Here is a 14,925-nt window from a genome sequence, read left to right as displayed (position 1 = left end):
TCCACCCGCAAAAAGAAAACGGCCCCGAGGTCTCCCCCGGGGCCGTCCTGTCGTTCGCATCAGGGCGTCGAGATCACTCGGCGTCCTGGTGCTCCTTGTTGGGGTCGGCTTCTTCGCCGGTCTCCTGGTCCACGACCTTCATCGACAGGCGCACCTTGCCGCGGTCGTCGAAGCCCAGCAGCTTCACGAAGACCTCCTGGCCCTCCTTCAGGATGTCGGAGGGGTGGTTCAGGCGCTTCGGCACGATCTGGCTGACGTGCACGAGGCCGTCGCGCTTGCCGAAGAAGTTCACGAAGGCGCCGAAGTCGACGATCTTCACGACCTTGCCCTTGTAGATCTTGCCTTCCTCGGGCTCGGCCACGATCGAGTAGATCATGTCGTAGGCCTTCTGGATGGCCTCGCCGTTCGGCGATGCGATCTTGATGATGCCCTCGTCGTTGATGTCGACCTTGGCGCCCGAGGTCTCCACGATCTCGCGGATCACCTTGCCGCCCGAGCCGATCACTTCGCGGATCTTGTCGGTCGGGATCTGCATGGTCTCGATGCGCGGGGCATGCTCCGAGAAGGAACCGGCCTCGGAGAGCGCCTTGTTCATCTCGCCGAGGATGTGCATCCGGCCGTCCTTGGCCTGGGCCAGGGCCTGCTTCATGATCTCGGGCGTGATGCCCTGGACCTTGATGTCCATCTGCAGCGAGGTGATGCCGTCTGCGGTGCCCGCGACCTTGAAGTCCATGTCGCCGAGGTGGTCCTCGTCGCCCAGGATGTCGGTCAGAACGGCGAACTCGCCGTCATCTTCCAGCACCAGGCCCATGGCCACGCCCGCGACCGCGGACTTCAGCGGCACGCCCGCGTCCATCATCGACAGCGACCCGCCACAGACCGAAGCCATGGAGGAGGAGCCGTTCGATTCGGTGATCTCGGAGACCACGCGGATCGTGTAGGGGAACTCGGTCGCCGGCGGCAGGACCGCCTGCAGCGCGCGCCATGCGAGCTTGCCGTGGCCGATCTCGCGGCGGCCCGGAGGGCCCACGCGGCCCGCTTCACCGACCGAATAGGGCGGGAAGTTGTAGTGCAGCAGGAAGTTCGAGCGGAAGTTCCCGTGCAGCGCGTCGATGATCTGCTCGTCGTCGCCGGTGCCCAACGTGGTCACGACCAGCGCCTGGGTCTCGCCGCGGGTGAAGAGCGAGGAACCGTGGGTGCGCGGCAGGACCTTGGTCTCGGCCTCGATCTGGCGCACCTGGTCGAGCGCGCGGCCGTCGATGCGGCGCGAGCTTTTCACCACGTCGGCGCGCAGTACGACCGATTCAAGCTTCTTCAGCGCGGAGCCGAGGTTGGCGTCCTCGAGTTCCTCTTCGGAAAGCTCGGCCTTGATCGCCTCCTTGGCGGCGGCGACGGCGGCCTGGCGCTCCTGCTTGTCGGTGATCGCATAGGCGTCGCGCATCTGCGTCTCGCCCAGACCCTTCACCTTCTCGTAGAGCGCGGAGTAATCCGGCGGCTGGAAGTCGAAGGGTTCCTTGGCGCAATCCTCGGCGAGGTCGACGATCAGGTCGACGACCGGCTTGAGCTGCTCATGCGCGAAGGTCACCGCGCCCAGCATCTCGTCCTCGGTCAGCTCGTAGGCCTCGGATTCGACCATCATCACCGCGTCGCGGGTGCCGGCGACCACCAGGTCGAGCCGCTGGTCGGGGTTGTTGCGCAGGTTCTGCATGTCCTCGACATCGGGGTTGAGGACGTATTCGCCATCCTCGTAGCCGACGCGGCAGCCCGCGATCGGGCCCATGAAGGGCGCGCCCGAGATGGTCAGCGCCGCCGAGGCCGCGATCATCGCCACGATGTCGGGATCGTTGACGAGGTCATGGCTCAGCACCGTGCACATCACCAGGACTTCGTTCTTGAAGCCCGGCACGAACAGCGGACGGATCGGACGGTCGATCAGGCGCGCGGTCAGCGTCTCTTTCTCGGTCGGACGCGCCTCGCGCTTGAAGAAGCCGCCGGGCACCTTGCCCGCGGCGTAGTATTTTTCCTGGTAGTGGACCGTGAGCGGGAAGAAGCTCTGGCCTTCCTTCGGCTCCTTGGCGAAGGTCACATTGGCCATCACGGAGGTCTCGCCCAGCGTGGCGATCACCGAACCGTCGGCCTGACGGGCCACCTTGCCCGTTTCCAGCGTGAGCGTTTCCTCGCCCCACTGCATGGTTTTCTTCGTCGTGTTGAACATCATCGTATCCTATCAGGGAGCCCTCCCGGGCGTATCCCGGGTCTCCCGTTTGATTGGCGGCCCCATTGCCGCCGCCCCCTATCCTGTCGCATGGCCCGGGGGCTCAGGGCGTCACGTCTCAGATAGCCCGCCCCTACAGTGTTTTGCAGCGTTTGGAAAGAGAGCGCGCTGTCACAGCGCGCGGGTCTGCCAGAGCCGCACCTTGGTCCCGCCGTGATCGACGTAGGGGCCGGGTTTGGCGAAGGGCAGGCCGGTGGCCTTGGCGAGCGGCGCCTCCGAGGTCACGAGCGCCACGCGCCAGCCCGCGAAGGCCTCGGTCATGCGCCGTCCGAAGGCGGCGTAGAGCGGGAAAAGCGGCGATTTCGCCCCGATCCGCCCGCCGTAGGGCGGGTTCACGATGACCAGGCCCGGCGGCCCCTCGGGCGGTTGCGCCTCGGAGATCGGCTGGCAGGCGAAGCGGCAATGGTCCCCGAGCCCGGCGCGGGCGGCATTGGCCTCGGCCATGGCGACGGCCCCGGCGTCGCGGTCGAAGCCGGTGAATTTGTGCTGGATTTCCGGGGGGGCGGTGGGGGCGGGTGCTGCGTCCTCGTCGCTGGCCTCCCCGGCGAGCAGCTCGAAGGCGAAGCTGCGCGCGCGGCCGGGCGAAAGGCCCAGCGCCCGGTCGGCGGCCTCGAGCACGAAGGTGCCCGAGCCGCACATCGGGTCGAGCACCGGTTCGCGCCCGTCGTAGCCTGCCGCGCGCAGGAAGAGCGCTGCCATGGTCTCGCGCATGGGGGCCTTGTTGACCTGCTCCTTCAGCCCGCGCTTGTGCAGCGGCTCGCCCGAGGTGTCGACCGAGAGGGTGCAGACATCCGCCTCGATCCGGGCCTTGATCGCCACCGGCGCGCCGGGGCCGACCTCGGCGCCCAGCGTCTCGGCGATGGCGCGCTCGATGCGGGATTTCGCCGCGCCCTGGTGATAGATCTTCGAGTTCCGGCAGGTCGCCTCGACCCGGACCGGCACATCGGCGCGCAGCCAGTCCGACCAGGGCAGCCGGCGCAGCCGCTTGTCGAGCTGGGCGGGATGGGCGGCGGGGAAGCGTGCCAGCCGCACCAGTACACGGGTCGCGCCGCGCAGCTCTCGGTTGGCGCGGCGGACCTCGGCCCAGCCGCCCTTGAGCGTGACGCCGCCCGCGACATTGGCGGTGACGGTGAAGCCCGCGGCGCGCGCCTCCTCGCCCAGGAAGTGTTCGAGCCCGGGGGCGGTGACCAGGAATATCTCGAGCGGGTCTGAGGACATGGGGGCGGTCTAGCCTGCTCTGGCGGTGGCGGGAAGGGGCGTGGCGGGCGTGGGCCGGGCGCGGCCTCAAGGAAGCGGGGGGCGCGGGCCTTCAAACGACAACGCCCCCGCAGGTGGGCTGCGAGGGCGTGCCGAGATGGCAATGGCGGGGCGCGCGGCGCGGGCCGCCCCCGCCGGGGGCCGGCTTAGCGGCGGATGCCGAGCTTACCGATCAGCGTCTTGTAGCGCTGATGGTCGTTGGCATTGAGGTAGTCCAGCAGCTTCCGGCGCTGTGCGACGAGCTTCAGCAGGCCGCGACGCGAGTGGTTGTCCTTCGCGTGGGTCTTGAAGTGCTCGGTCAGCGCGGTGATGCGGGTGGTCAGGATCGCGACCTGGACCTCGGGCGAACCGGTGTCGCCTTCGACGGTTGCGTATTCCTTAATGATCTTCTGCTTTTCTTCCTGCGTGATCGACATCGGGGTCTCCTTGTCAGGTTCGTGTGGCGGCGCGAGCCGGGATGTCGTCCAGCAAGGCCGATGGAGTTGCCCCGGACCGGATGCCCGGGACCCGCGGCGTATAGGGCGATTCAGCGGGCTTGAAAAGCGGAAATCGCTGGGTGGGGGCGAGGGGTGGGGGCGGGCTGGCGTGGGGCAAGGGACGCGGGCGGGTTGCCGCGGGGCAAGGAGAGGGGGCGGGCTGTCGCGGGGCAAGTGGCTTGCGGGTGGCGCGTGCCGCGCGTCAGGCCTCGAATGACAGAGCACGCGCACGGGTGCCATTCGCCGAAAACAGCCCGCGTCTAGCGGGCCGCGTCCAACCGCACCGCCTGCGACCCGTCTCCCCTGACCGTCCGTCTCAAACCGCCAGATCGTGGCAGGCCATACGCCCTGCCTCCGCCGCGCATTTGGCCAGCCTCCCCCGACAGCACACGACACACCGCCAGCGCCACGCCATGCCGCCAGCCCGCGCTCACACCGCCAGCGTCACCGCTTCGCTCGCGGCCATCAGGACGATGTCGCCGATGGGCGGGGCCTCGTCGGCGGGAAGTTTGGCGAGGATCACCTCGCCGGACATGAGAAGCAGGCGGTCGCCGCTTTCGGGGTCGGGGCTGTAGCCGATGTCCTCAGGCGCGCCGGCGGCGTCGTCGAAGACCACCACCATGCGATCCTCGCGCATGTCGAAGTCGATCACCGTGGCGCCGCCGCCGGTCATCCAGTGGCCGGTCAGGAAGGTGTCCGCCCCGGCGCCTCCATCGCCGGTGTCGCCATCGCCAAGCACCAGGGTATCCGCGCCATCGCCGCCGTTCAGGAAGTCGGCGTCGGGGGCCGCGGCGGCGTTTGCGGCTGTTGGGCCTGCGGGATCCTGCGCCAAAGCGCCGCCGATCCCACCCTCGCCGCTGTCAGCGCCCATACTGTCGGCGCTCATGCCGGTGCCCGGGCCGGCAGCGCCGGACATCCCGCCGCCCGACGTCGGCGCACCACCCGCCGCGCCCGCCAGATCCACGCCCGCCAGCAAATCGTCGCCGGCGCCGCCGAAAAGCGTGTCGGCGCCCTGCCCGCCCGAGAGGACATCGGCGCCCTCGCGGCCGTGCAGCGCGTCATCGCCCGATCCGCCGCTGAGGAGGTCGTCGCCGAGCCCGCCCTGCAGCTCGTCCGCGCCCGCGCCGCCCTCGAGCGTGTCCTGCCCGTCGTGGCCGAAGAGCGCGTCATCGCCGGAGCCGCCGCTGAGGAGGTCGCTACCCGCGCCGCCATGCAGGGTGTCCTGGCCCGCGCCGCCCTCGATCTGATCGGCATCCGCCTCACCCTGCAGCACGTCGTCGCCACCGAGGCCCAGGAGCGTGTCCTGCCCGGTGCCGCCGCCGAGGTGATCCGTGAATTCCGTGCCGGTCAGCGCGTCGGCGTCATCCGAACCCGCGGAGATCAACCCGCCTTCATCGGTCAGCGTCAGGCTTTGCGCGGCGACCGCGAGGGGGTTGGCGCCCGAAGACTGCGCGGCACCGGGGGCACCGGCATCCGACGGCTCTGTATCCGCCAACCCTGCAACTCCGCCCAGCCCGCCGCCGCTGGGCATTTCCTCGGGCGGGGCCTCATCGGCGGCGAAATCCTCCTCCAGCTCCTCCCCGTCGTCGTCGCCGGGGACGCTGGAGAGGATCGCCACCGAGCCCACGACCATGAGCCCCATCAGACCGGCAAGAAACATCACGATGCGGGACTCCCGTCAGCAACCGCGCAGATCATGGACCCGCGCGGCGAAATCGCCAAAGCTTCCCGTATCTTATGGTTAAGGAGTGCTTTCCGCGGGCAGCCAGCGCCGGGGCGTCACCGTGTAAGGCACGTAAAGCGGATGGCGCGGGTGCCCGGCCTTGGTCAGCCCCAGGTGCCAGAGCGCGCCGAGCCGCGCGCGGACCGCCTCGGCGCGGTTCAGATGCGCGCCATGCACGCCCCAGGCGGCCACGGTCATCGAGGAAGCCTGTGCCCAATCGGCCAGCAGCGCGTCGTTCTCGGGGCCGACAGGATCCTCGGCGGCCTTCAGATCGGCGGGCCGGGTGGCGCGGAAGGCGAAGAGATTGGCGATCCGCACGCCGCCCGCGCCCATGGCGCGCGCACGGGTCTCGCAGCGCTGGATCGTGGGATCGTTGCGCAGCTCGGTCGCGGTCGAGGGGTTGAGCATCACGAAAAGCACCGGCGGCGCCTCGGACCAGCGCCGGGCGAGCCCGTAGCGGTAGCGCTCGCAGGGGGAATAGAGGGCCTCGGAGCGGGTCTCCCCGGTATCATGGCTGCGCCGGATCATGGGCGGGGGTAAAACCGCAAGGCGGGGGCCTGGGCAAGCCCCCTCCGCAATGTGACGGCCCCCGGGGACGGCGCCGAAGCGCCCCGCCCCCGGAGCCGAGGCGCTCAGATCGCCGCCAGCATCGCCTCGCCGCCGGAAATCTCGCAGGTGCCGCGGCCCTCTTCCTCGTGCAGGACCCGGACCACGCCGTCCTCGACCAGCATGGCGTAGCGCTTCGAGCGGTCGAGGAAGCCCACCGGCGGGGCCGAGAACTCCATGCCGACGGCCTTGGTGAAAGCGGCCTCGGGGTCGCTCAGCACCGTGACGCCGCCCGCGCCCGCGCCGGTGGCCTCGTCCCAGGCGGCCAGCACGAAGGGATCGTTGACGGCGATGCAGATCACCTCGTCGACGCCCTTCTCGGCAAAGCCCTCGCGGGTGCGCAGGAAGCTCGGCATATGCGCCGAATGGCAGGTCGGGGTGAAGGCGCCGGGCAGCGCGAAGATCACCACCTTCCGCCCGTCGGTCTTCTCGGACAGCTCCACCTGCTCGGGGCCCTCGGCGCCGAGGCGCGCCAGCGTGGCCTCCGGCAGCTTGTCTCCTACGGAAATCGGCATGACACCCTCCTTAACCTTTCCGTTTCGCCGCTCAGCAGATATAGGGCTGGGCCGAAAAGGAAAACCAATCCCGAAGGGGGGACACGCCAGATGCGCCATGTCGTCGTGATCGGAGCAGGCCAGGCCGGGGCGGCCTGCGTGGCCCGGCTCAGGAAGTCCGGCTTCGAAGGGAAGATCACGCTGATCGGCGAGGAAAGCGTGCCGCCCTACCAGCGGCCGCCGCTCTCCAAGGCCTATCTTTTGGGCGAGATGCCGCTCGAGCGGCTCTACCTGCGGCCCGAGAGCTTCTACGCCGAGAACGACATCACCCTGCGGCTCGGCGCCGAGGTGACCGCCATCGACCCGGAGCGGCGCGAGATCTCGCTGGGCGACGAGACGCTGGGGTATGACGAGCTGGTGCTGGCGACGGGCTCCATGCCGCGCCGCCTGCCCGAGGCGATCGGCGGCGCGCTCGAGGGCGTGCTGACCGTGCGCACCGTGGCCGATGTCGACGCCATGGCGCCGCGCTTCACCGAAGGGGCGCGGGTGCTGATCGTCGGCGGCGGCTACATCGGGCTCGAGGCGGCGGCGGTGGCGGCCAAGCGCGGGCTGAAGGTCACGCTGGTCGAGATGGCCGAGCGCATCCTCGCCCGCGTCGCGGCGCCCGAGACCTCGGAGTATTTCCGCGAGCTGCACCGCGCCCACGGGGTCGAGCTGCGCGAGGGCACCGGGCTGACCGAGCTGATCGGCACCGACGGCCATGTCAGCGGCGCGCGGCTCTCCGACGGGCGCGAGATCCCGGTCGATTTCGTCATCGTCGGCGTCGGCATCACGCCCGACACCCGGCTGGCTGAAAGCGCGGGCCTGGTTCTCGACAACGGCATCCGTACCGACGAGCACGGGCGCAGCTCGGACGCGGCGATCTGGGCGGCGGGCGACTGCGCCTCCTTCCCGCATGGCGGCACCCGGATCCGGCTCGAGAGCGTCGGCAACGCCATCGACCAGGCCGAATGCGTGGCCGACAACATCGCGGGCGAGAGCCTGCGCCCCTATGAAGCCAAGCCCTGGTTCTGGTCCGATCAGTTCGACTGCAAGCTGCAGATCGCCGGGCTGTCGACCGGGCATGACCGGGTGGTCACCCGGCCGGGCTCCGAGGGCGCACGGTCCTTCTGGTATTACGCCGGCGAGCGGCTGATCGCGGTCGACGCGATGAACGACGCCCGCGCCTACATGGTGGCCAAGCGGCTGATCGAAAGCGGCAAGAGCCCCGCCCCCGAGGCGGTGGCAGACCCCGAGACCGACCTCAAGGCGCTTCTGAAAGCGTGAGGATCATCGCGGGGGCATATCGCGGGCGGGCGCTGACCTCGGTCGGCAAGGGCGACCCGGGCGCGCATCTGCGCCCGACCACCGACCGGGTGCGCGAGAGCCTCTTCAACATGCTGGCGGGCGGGCGTTTCGGCGATCCCTTCGAGGGCGCCGAGGTGCTGGACCTCTTCGCGGGCACCGGGGCGCTGGGGCTCGAGGCGCTGTCGCGCGGCGCGGCGCGGGTCACCTTCGTCGACGACGGCCGCAAGGCGCTGGGGCTTCTGCGCAAGAACATCAAGCTCCTGGGCTGCGCCGAGGCGGCCCGGGTCATGGGCTGCGACGCGACGCGGCTGCCCGCGGCCGAGGCGGCGGCCAGCCTGGTGTTCCTCGATCCGCCCTACGGCAAGGGGCTGGGCGCCCGGGCGCTGAGCGCGGCGCGCGCCCAGGGCTGGATCGCGCCGGGCGCGCTGGTGGTCTGGGAGGAAAGCGCCGCGCAGGCGCCGCCCGAGGGCTTCGTGGCGCGCGAGAGCCGGCGCTATGGCGACAGCCATGTGACGCTGCTGGATGCGGTTTAGGCTTGGGGTGATGGCCTAGGGCCTTGCGGAGGGCGTTTTGGCGGGCGGGATGCGTCCCGGCCCTCACCGCACCGTCGCGGCCCTCGCGCAGACGCCCACGCCCTGTCAGCGCAGCTCGACCAACGCCGCCCGCCTACCCCTCGCGCCCCGCCTGCTTCGCCGCGCGATGCGACCAGAGCAGATGCGTCAGCGCCCAGAGCGCCGCGACGCCCGCGCCGAGGCCCAGCGCGGTCAGCCCCGCCGCCTCGAGCACCAGCCCGCCCAGCGCCGAGCCGCCCGCCGTGCCCACGTAGATCGCCGCCGCGTTCAGCGCGAGGATCACGCTGGCTTCCTCAGGGGCGAGGCCCAGCAGACGGATCTGCTGCGCCGCCATGAAGGACCAGCCCAGCACCGACCACAGGAAGACCAGCGCGAAAAGCGCCCATTCGGGATAGGGCAGCCCGGCAAACAGCGGCATGGTCACGATCTGCCCGCCGACCAGCAGCAGGAGCGTGCGCAGGAAGCCCAGGTTGTCGGCCATCCAGCCGCCCAGCATGTTGCCCAGGACCGCGCCCACGCCGAAGATCACCAGCGTCAGGGTGATCTCGTCCCGGCCGAAGCCCATGGTCTCGGTCAGAAGCGGCGCGACATAGGTGTAGAGGACGAAGATCGCTCCCAGGAAGGACGCGGTGTAAAGCACCGCCCCCATGGCCACGCCGTCGCGCATGACCCGCGCGAGATCGCGCAGCGACACCGGCGTCAGCCGCAGGCCCCGGGGCACGCCGAACCAGACCAGCACCAGCCCGACCAGCGCCAGTGCCGAGACCAGCGCGAAGGCGGCCCGCCAGCCGTAGGTATAGGCGATGAAGCTCCCCAGCGGCACGCCCGCGACCTGCGCCAGCGTCAGCCCGAAGACCACGGCGGCGAGCACCACGCCGCGGTTGCGCTCCGACGAAAGCGCCGCGGCCACGGCGACGGAGACCGGGGTGAACATGCCCGCGCCCGCCGCCGCCAGCGTCCGCGCCGCGAGCAGGAGCGGCAGGCTCTCGGCCAGGGCGCCGAGCCCCATGCCGATGCCGACAAGCGCCATGCCCAGCGCCAGCACCTTGCGGCGCCCGAAGCGGCCGGTCAGCGACACCAGAATCGGCGACATCAGCGCATAGGAGATGGCGTAGACCGTCATCACCCAGCCCGCGCCGCCGCGCGACAGGCCCAGAGAGCCCGCCAGCGGGTCGAGCAGGCCGATCACCACGAAGGCGGCCATGCCGATCACGAAGTTCGACGCGGAGAGCACGGCGATCACCCGCCGCGCGGCGGCGTCACCCATAGGTGGGGTGGAACCGGCCCGCGGGCGAATTGGTGAAGATCTCGACACCCTCGGCGGTCACGCCGACCGAATGTTCGAACTGCGCCGACAGCGACTTGTCGCGGGTCACCGCGGTCCAGTCGTCGGCCAGGACCTTGGTCTCGTGGCGGCCGAGGTTCACCATCGGCTCGATGGTGAAGAACATGCCTTCCTCGAGGACCGGCCCGGTCCCGGCGCGGCCGTAGTGCAGCACGTTCGGCGGCGCGTGGAAGACCCGCCCCAGCCCGTGGCCGCAGAAGTCGCGCACGACGGACATGCGCTGGCTTTCCACGTATTGCTGGATGGCATGGCCGATGTCGCCGAAGGTATTGCCGGGCTTCACCGACTCGATGCCCATCATCAGGGCGTCATAGGTGACCTGGATCAGCCGCTCGGCCTTCCGCGGCAGGCGGCCTGCCACATACATGCGGCTGGTGTCGCCATACCATCCGTCGACGATCACCGTGACGTCGATGTTCAGGATGTCGCCGTCCTTCAGCTTCTTGTCGCCGGGAATGCCGTGGCAGACCACATGGTTCACGCTGATGCAGGTGGCGTGCTGGTAACCCTTGTAGCCGATCGTGGCGGAGGTGGCGCCTTCCTCCTCGATGCGGGCGCGGATGTAGTCGTCCAGCGCCGCGGTCGTCTGGCCGGGTTTCACCAGCTCGGCGACCTCGTCGAGAAGCTGCGCCGCCAGGCGGCCAGCCGCGTGCATTCCGGCGAAATCGCCGGGTTCGTAGATGCGGATGCCGTCTCGTGTCAGACGTCCTCGGGGCACTTTGTTCAAGCCGTTGCTCCGGTTCGGTGTGAATGTGGCGAGCCGTGGCTCAGATAGGCTATTGACAACATATTTAGCCCCCTTGGTCCCGGTTTGCCACCCGATTGCTGCGATGCGGAGAGGCCGGGGCCCGACAATCCGCGCCTTGGGCCGCTTTCAGGGGGCCTCGAAGGGCAGAGGCGCGCCCGGAAAGACGCCCTCGGGGGTGATCTCGCAGCCCAGTGCCAGGGCCTCGACCCCCGAATCGCGGGCCGCCTCGAAGGCCGCCAGATAGGCCGGGTCGATGTCGCCCGCGAGGCTCACGCGCCGGGCGTCGTCGCGGCTGACGAGATAGAGCATCATCGCCCGCGCCCCGGACTGCGCCACGTGCGACAGTTCGGCCAGGTGCTTGGCGCCGCGCGCCGTCACGCTGTCGGGAAACTCGGCCAGCCCGGCGCTGCGCGACAGGGTCACCGATTTCACCTCGAGGTAGAGATCGGGCAGGCCCGCCTCCTGCAGGAGGAAATCGATCCGGCTGCCGGTGCCGTATTTCTGCTCGGGCCGCACCTGGCCATAGGGCGCGAGCCCCGGCACCGAGCCGGCCTCCAGCGCCTCGCGGACCACGCGGTTGGCCATGCCGGTGTCGATCACGACAAAGCCGCCCGCCTCCGTCTCGGCGAGCTTCCAGCTCCATTTGAGCTTCTTCTTCGGGTCGTCGTTGGGCTCGAGCCAGACCGCCGTGCCGGGCTCCGCCAGCCCCATCATCGAGCCCGGGTTGGCGCAATGCGCGGTGACCTCGCGCCCGTCAGGCAGCCGGCAGTCGGCGAGGAAGCGTTTGTAGCGGCGGATCAGCTCCGCCCGGACCAGAGGGGTTTGAAAGCGCATGGCGGGGGCCTATAGCTGTCGGACACGCCAAGGCCAAGGAGCAGGACGATGCCCAACCCCCGTGCCGCCATGCTGGTGATCGGCAACGAGATCCTCTCGGGCCGGACCCGCGACGCGAACATGCATTTCTTGGCCGGCGAGTTCACCAAGCGCGGCATCGACCTCGCCGAAGTGCGGGTGGTCTCGGACAACCGCGCGGCGATCGTCGCGGCGCTGCGGTCGCTGAAGGCGGATTTCGACCTGGTGGTGACCTCGGGCGGGATCGGGCCGACCCATGACGACATCACCGCCGACTGCGTGGCGGAAGCCTTCGGCGTGCCCATCGACGTCCGCGACGACGCCCGCGCCATCCTCGCCGCGCATTACGAGCGCACCGGCAAGGAGCTGAACGAGGCGCGGCTGCGCATGGCCCGCATCCCCGAGGGCGCCCACCTCATCGAGAACCCGGTCTCGGCTGCGCCGGGCTTCATCCTCGGCAACGTGCACGTCATGGCCGGGGTGCCGCAGGTCTTCCAGGCCATGGTGGCCAGCGTCTTGCCCGGGCTGACCGGCGGCGCGCCGCTCCTGTCCCAGTCGATCCGGGTCGAGCGCGGCGAGGGCGACATCGCCCAGCCCCTGCGCGCCCTGGCCGACGAGTTCTCGGACCTCGATTTCGGCTCCTACCCGTTCCACGAAAACGGCATCTACGGCGCCCATGTGGTGGTGCGCGGCACCGACGGGGCGCGGGTCGATGCGGCGATGACGCGGCTGGCCGAGACCTTTTCCGCGTGAGCGATCTGTTCGACATCGCCGAGGCCACCTGGCCTCCGGCGCAACGCTTCGAGGTGCCGGGCTTCGTGCTGCGCGACGGCGCGGGCGGCGGCAAGCGGGTCTCGGCGGCCACCCCGCTGCCGGGCTGGCAGGACGCCCATATCCGCGAGGCCGAGACCGGCATGTTCGGCCTGGGCCAGCGGCCGCTCTTCATGCTGAAGCCGGGCGAGGAGCGGCTCGACATGGCGCTGGCCGACCGCGGCTATCACTTGGTCGACCCGGTGGTGATCCTGAGCGCGCCCATCGCCGCGCTCGACGACCGTCCGATCCCGCCGGTGACCGCCTTCGCGGTGCCCGAGCCCCTCGCGATCATGCGCGAGATCTGGGCCCGGGGCGGCATCGGGCCGGCGCGGCTCGCGGTCATGACCCGGGCCGAGGGGCCGGCCACGACGATCTTCGGGCGCGTCCAGGACAAGCCCGCCGGCTGCGCCTTCGCCGCCGTCTCGCAGGGCACCGCCATGGTCCATGCGGTCGAGGTGGTCCCGGCGCTTCGCCGCAACGGGCTGGGCCTCTGGATGATGCGGGCGGCGGCGAAATGGGCCCGCGCCGAGGGCGCCGAGCGGATCGCCATCCTCGTCACCCGCGCCAATCACGCGGCCAATGCGCTCTATGCTTCCCTTGGGATGACGGAGGTGGGAGAGTACCACTACCGCATGCATCCCGAGGAGGAGACGTGACCGAAAGACCCCTGCCGACCGCGCTGGATCTGCCGCCGGTGGACCCGCTGCCCGAGGCCACGCAGCGCTATTTCGACATCTGCGAGGAAAAGCTCGGCATGGTGCCGAACGTGCTGCGCGCCCATGCCTTCGACGTGGCCAAGCTCGACGCCTTCACCGCGCTTTACAACGAGCTGATGCTGGCGGACTCGGGCCTGTCGAAGCTCGAACGCGAGATGATCGCGGTCTGCGTTTCGGCCGTGAACCGCTGTTTCTACTGCCTGACCGCCCATGGCGCCGCGGTGCGCGCGCTCTCGGGGGATCCGCAGCTCGGCGAGATGCTGGTGATGAACTGGCGCGTGGCCGATCTCTCGCCGCGCCACCACGCCATGCTGGCCTTCACCGAAAAGGTCACCAAGACCTCCGCCGAGGTGGTGGAGGCCGACCGCGAGGCCCTCCGCTCGGTCGGTTTCTCGGACCGCGACATCTGGGACATCGTGAACGTCGCGGGGTTCTTCAACATGACCAACCGGGTCGCCAGCGCGACCGACATGCGCCCGAATGAGGCCTATCATTCTCAGGCGCGCTAGCCTCGCGCTGGCGCTTCTCGGCGCCCCCGCCGCCGCGCAGGAGCTGCCCCTGCCCGCCGGCGCGGAGCTGACCGAGGAGCTCAGCGAACCCGGCGCGGGCTATGCCCTGCCGACCGGCCCTTGGCGGCCCGAGGGCGGGCTGCCGGTGCGCCGGATCGAGGGCACCTTCGAGGCCAGCGCCTACCGGCTGCCCGGCGGCGGCCTGACCCCGGCGCAGATGATCGCGCCCCTGCGCGCCGCGCTGGAAGAGGCGGGCTACGAGGTGCTTCTGGACTGCGCCGCGGCGCGCTGCGGCGGCTTCGACTTCCGCTTCGCCACGCGGGTCCTGCCGGCGCCCGCGATGTATGTGGATCTCACCGATTTCCGCTTTCTCTCGGGCATCGGGCCCGATGGCGGGGCGGTCTCGCTGATCGTCAGCCGCTCGGACAGCGCGGGCTTTTTGCAGGTGATCCGCGCGGGCGGCGAGGCGGCGCGGGGCGGCATCGTGACCACCCGCGCGCCCGATCCCGCGCCCCGCGCCGGGGCCGCGGAGCCCGACGACCCCGAGGGCCTTCTGGCGCGGCTCCGGGCCGAGGGGCACGTGGTGCTCGAGGATCTCGATTTCGGCAGCGGTGCGGCGGAGCTGAACGGCGGCGAGGTGGCCTCGCTCGAGGCCATCGCCGCCTTCCTGCGCGAGGCGCCGGACCGCCGGGTGCTCTTCGTCGGCCATACCGACGCGGTGGGCTCGCTCGAGGCCAACCGCGCGCTGTCGCTGCGCCGCGCCGAGGCGGCGGCGGCCTATCTGCGCGCGGCCGGCCTGCCCGAGGGCCAGGTCGGCGCGCGCGGCGTGGGATTCCTCGCGCCCCGGGCCTCGAACCTCGATGAGGACGGACGGGCGCTCAACCGCCGGGTCGAAGCGGTGCTGCTGGCCCGGGAGTGACGGGGCCGGGGGCGTCGGGTTCGGCGCACTAGGCGGGTGAAGGGCAAGGCTTTGGCTGAGGGGTGATGTCGCGGCGGGTGAGCGGGTGAGCGGGTGAGCGGGTGAGCGGGTGAGCGGGTGAGCGGTGCGAGACGCTCTGTCGGCCTGAGCGGCAAGAGGTGCGCCACCCATGTCGCTCTACGGCCCGCATGGGGCCACGCTTGATCCACGAAAGCTCCCAACCCCTCCACGCCGCCACGCCCGGCGCCGCTCCGCTCCGCTCCCCAAGCCGCA

At 70.5% G+C, this 14,925-nt stretch carries 15 protein-coding genes; 6 read left to right on the top strand and 9 right to left on the bottom strand.

Annotated features, from left to right (window positions below; all coding sequences use genetic code 11):
• Positions 1 to 73: 73 nt before the first annotated feature.
• The 6 genes from pnp to LR948_RS09665 form a co-directional block, all read right to left on the bottom strand.
• Positions 74 to 2,215 (bottom strand): polyribonucleotide nucleotidyltransferase, encoded by a 2,142-nt coding sequence (gene pnp, locus LR948_RS09690; RefSeq protein ID WP_232753809.1) that lies wholly within the window; start codon positions 2,213 to 2,215, stop codon positions 74 to 76.
• A gap of 171 nt (positions 2,216 to 2,386) precedes the next feature.
• On the bottom strand, positions 2,387 to 3,493 hold the full coding sequence (locus LR948_RS09685; protein ID WP_232753808.1) for a class I SAM-dependent RNA methyltransferase: 1,107 nt from the start codon (positions 3,491 to 3,493) through the stop codon (positions 2,387 to 2,389).
• A 185-nt stretch (positions 3,494 to 3,678) separates the two neighbouring features.
• On the bottom strand, positions 3,679 to 3,948 hold the full coding sequence (gene rpsO, locus LR948_RS09680; protein ID WP_232753807.1) for a 30S ribosomal protein S15: 270 nt from the start codon (positions 3,946 to 3,948) through the stop codon (positions 3,679 to 3,681).
• A gap of 490 nt (positions 3,949 to 4,438) precedes the next feature.
• Positions 4,439 to 5,668 carry a calcium-binding protein gene (locus tag LR948_RS09675; RefSeq protein WP_232753806.1) on the bottom strand — a complete coding sequence of 410 codons (1,230 nt, stop codon included), beginning with the start codon at positions 5,666 to 5,668 and terminating at the stop codon, positions 4,439 to 4,441.
• 81 nt (positions 5,669 to 5,749) lie between these two features.
• Positions 5,750 to 6,259 carry a DUF1643 domain-containing protein gene (locus tag LR948_RS09670; RefSeq protein WP_232753805.1) on the bottom strand — a complete coding sequence of 170 codons (510 nt, stop codon included), beginning with the start codon at positions 6,257 to 6,259 and terminating at the stop codon, positions 5,750 to 5,752.
• A 104-nt stretch (positions 6,260 to 6,363) separates the two neighbouring features.
• Complete coding sequence (locus LR948_RS09665) at positions 6,364 to 6,852, bottom strand: peroxiredoxin (RefSeq protein WP_232753804.1); 489 nt, start codon at positions 6,850 to 6,852, stop codon at positions 6,364 to 6,366.
• A gap of 90 nt (positions 6,853 to 6,942) precedes the next feature.
• On the opposite strand from LR948_RS09665, the gene LR948_RS09660 reads away from it, so the two are divergent.
• Positions 6,943 to 8,157 (top strand): NAD(P)/FAD-dependent oxidoreductase, encoded by a 1,215-nt coding sequence (locus LR948_RS09660; RefSeq protein ID WP_232753803.1) that lies wholly within the window; start codon positions 6,943 to 6,945, stop codon positions 8,155 to 8,157.
• Positions 8,154 to 8,711, top strand: a complete 558-nt coding sequence (gene rsmD / locus LR948_RS09655) for a 16S rRNA (guanine(966)-N(2))-methyltransferase RsmD (protein WP_232753802.1) — start codon at positions 8,154 to 8,156, stop codon at positions 8,709 to 8,711. Before LR948_RS09660 ends, rsmD begins: the two co-directional genes overlap by 4 nt.
• Positions 8,712 to 8,844: 133 nt before the next feature.
• On the opposite strand, the gene LR948_RS09650 is transcribed toward rsmD, so the two are convergent.
• From LR948_RS09650 to sfsA, 3 genes are all read right to left on the bottom strand, one after another.
• Positions 8,845 to 10,017 (bottom strand): MFS transporter, encoded by a 1,173-nt coding sequence (locus tag LR948_RS09650; RefSeq protein WP_232753801.1) that lies wholly within the window; start codon positions 10,015 to 10,017, stop codon positions 8,845 to 8,847.
• Positions 10,010 to 10,822 carry a type I methionyl aminopeptidase gene (gene map / locus LR948_RS09645; protein WP_232753800.1) on the bottom strand — a complete coding sequence of 271 codons (813 nt, stop codon included), beginning with the start codon at positions 10,820 to 10,822 and terminating at the stop codon, positions 10,010 to 10,012. Before map ends, LR948_RS09650 begins: the two co-directional genes overlap by 8 nt.
• Before the next feature lie 147 nt (positions 10,823 to 10,969).
• The gene (gene sfsA, locus LR948_RS09640; RefSeq protein ID WP_232753799.1) at positions 10,970 to 11,677 is read right to left on the bottom strand and encodes a DNA/RNA nuclease SfsA; all 708 of its coding nucleotides are present in this window, start codon (positions 11,675 to 11,677) and stop codon (positions 10,970 to 10,972) included.
• A gap of 48 nt (positions 11,678 to 11,725) precedes the next feature.
• Here sfsA and LR948_RS09635 point away from each other — a divergent pair, with 48 nt between their 5' ends.
• Genes LR948_RS09635 through LR948_RS09620 form a run of 4 tightly spaced genes read left to right on the top strand, consistent with a single transcriptional unit; the run spans position 11,726 to position 14,652 of the window.
• Positions 11,726 to 12,448 carry a molybdopterin-binding protein gene (locus LR948_RS09635; protein WP_232753798.1) on the top strand — a complete coding sequence of 241 codons (723 nt, stop codon included), beginning with the start codon at positions 11,726 to 11,728 and terminating at the stop codon, positions 12,446 to 12,448.
• Complete coding sequence (locus LR948_RS09630) at positions 12,445 to 13,164, top strand: GNAT family N-acetyltransferase (RefSeq protein ID WP_232753797.1); 720 nt, start codon at positions 12,445 to 12,447, stop codon at positions 13,162 to 13,164. The genes LR948_RS09635 and LR948_RS09630 overlap by 4 nt, the downstream gene beginning before the upstream one ends.
• A complete protein-coding gene (locus LR948_RS09625; protein ID WP_232753796.1) occupies positions 13,161 to 13,733 on the top strand; it encodes a peroxidase-related enzyme in 573 nt (190 codons plus the stop codon). The genes LR948_RS09630 and LR948_RS09625 overlap by 4 nt, the downstream gene beginning before the upstream one ends.
• Positions 13,705 to 14,652: an OmpA family protein gene (locus LR948_RS09620; RefSeq protein ID WP_232753795.1), complete on the top strand. Its 948-nt coding sequence runs from the start codon at positions 13,705 to 13,707 to the stop codon at positions 14,650 to 14,652. Before LR948_RS09625 ends, LR948_RS09620 begins: the two co-directional genes overlap by 29 nt.
• The last annotated feature ends 273 nt before the right edge of the window (positions 14,653 to 14,925 follow it).

The organism is Roseivivax sp. GX 12232 (assembly GCF_021272185.1).
GTDB lineage: Bacteria > Pseudomonadota > Alphaproteobacteria > Rhodobacterales > Rhodobacteraceae > Roseivivax.
This window is presented reverse-complemented; position numbering and strand designations above follow the sequence as displayed.

Coding starts and splice junctions, on each gene's coding strand:
- pnp (WP_232753809.1), bottom strand. CDS start 2,215: ATGTTCAACACGACGAAGAAAACCATGCAGTGGGGCGAGGAAACGCTC.
- LR948_RS09685 (WP_232753808.1), bottom strand. CDS start 3,493: ATGTCCTCAGACCCGCTCGAGATATTCCTGGTCACCGCCCCCGGGCTC.
- rpsO (WP_232753807.1), bottom strand. CDS start 3,948: ATGTCGATCACGCAGGAAGAAAAGCAGAAGATCATTAAGGAATACGCA.
- LR948_RS09675 (WP_232753806.1), bottom strand. CDS start 5,668: ATGTTTCTTGCCGGTCTGATGGGGCTCATGGTCGTGGGCTCGGTGGCG.
- LR948_RS09670 (WP_232753805.1), bottom strand. CDS start 6,259: ATGATCCGGCGCAGCCATGATACCGGGGAGACCCGCTCCGAGGCCCTC.
- LR948_RS09665 (WP_232753804.1), bottom strand. CDS start 6,852: ATGCCGATTTCCGTAGGAGACAAGCTGCCGGAGGCCACGCTGGCGCGC.
- LR948_RS09660 (WP_232753803.1), top strand. CDS start 6,943: ATGCGCCATGTCGTCGTGATCGGAGCAGGCCAGGCCGGGGCGGCCTGC.
- LR948_RS09650 (WP_232753801.1), bottom strand. CDS start 10,017: ATGGGTGACGCCGCCGCGCGGCGGGTGATCGCCGTGCTCTCCGCGTCG.
- sfsA (WP_232753799.1), bottom strand. CDS start 11,677: ATGCGCTTTCAAACCCCTCTGGTCCGGGCGGAGCTGATCCGCCGCTAC.
- LR948_RS09635 (WP_232753798.1), top strand. CDS start 11,726: ATGCCCAACCCCCGTGCCGCCATGCTGGTGATCGGCAACGAGATCCTC.
- LR948_RS09620 (WP_232753795.1), top strand. CDS start 13,705: ATGAGGCCTATCATTCTCAGGCGCGCTAGCCTCGCGCTGGCGCTTCTC.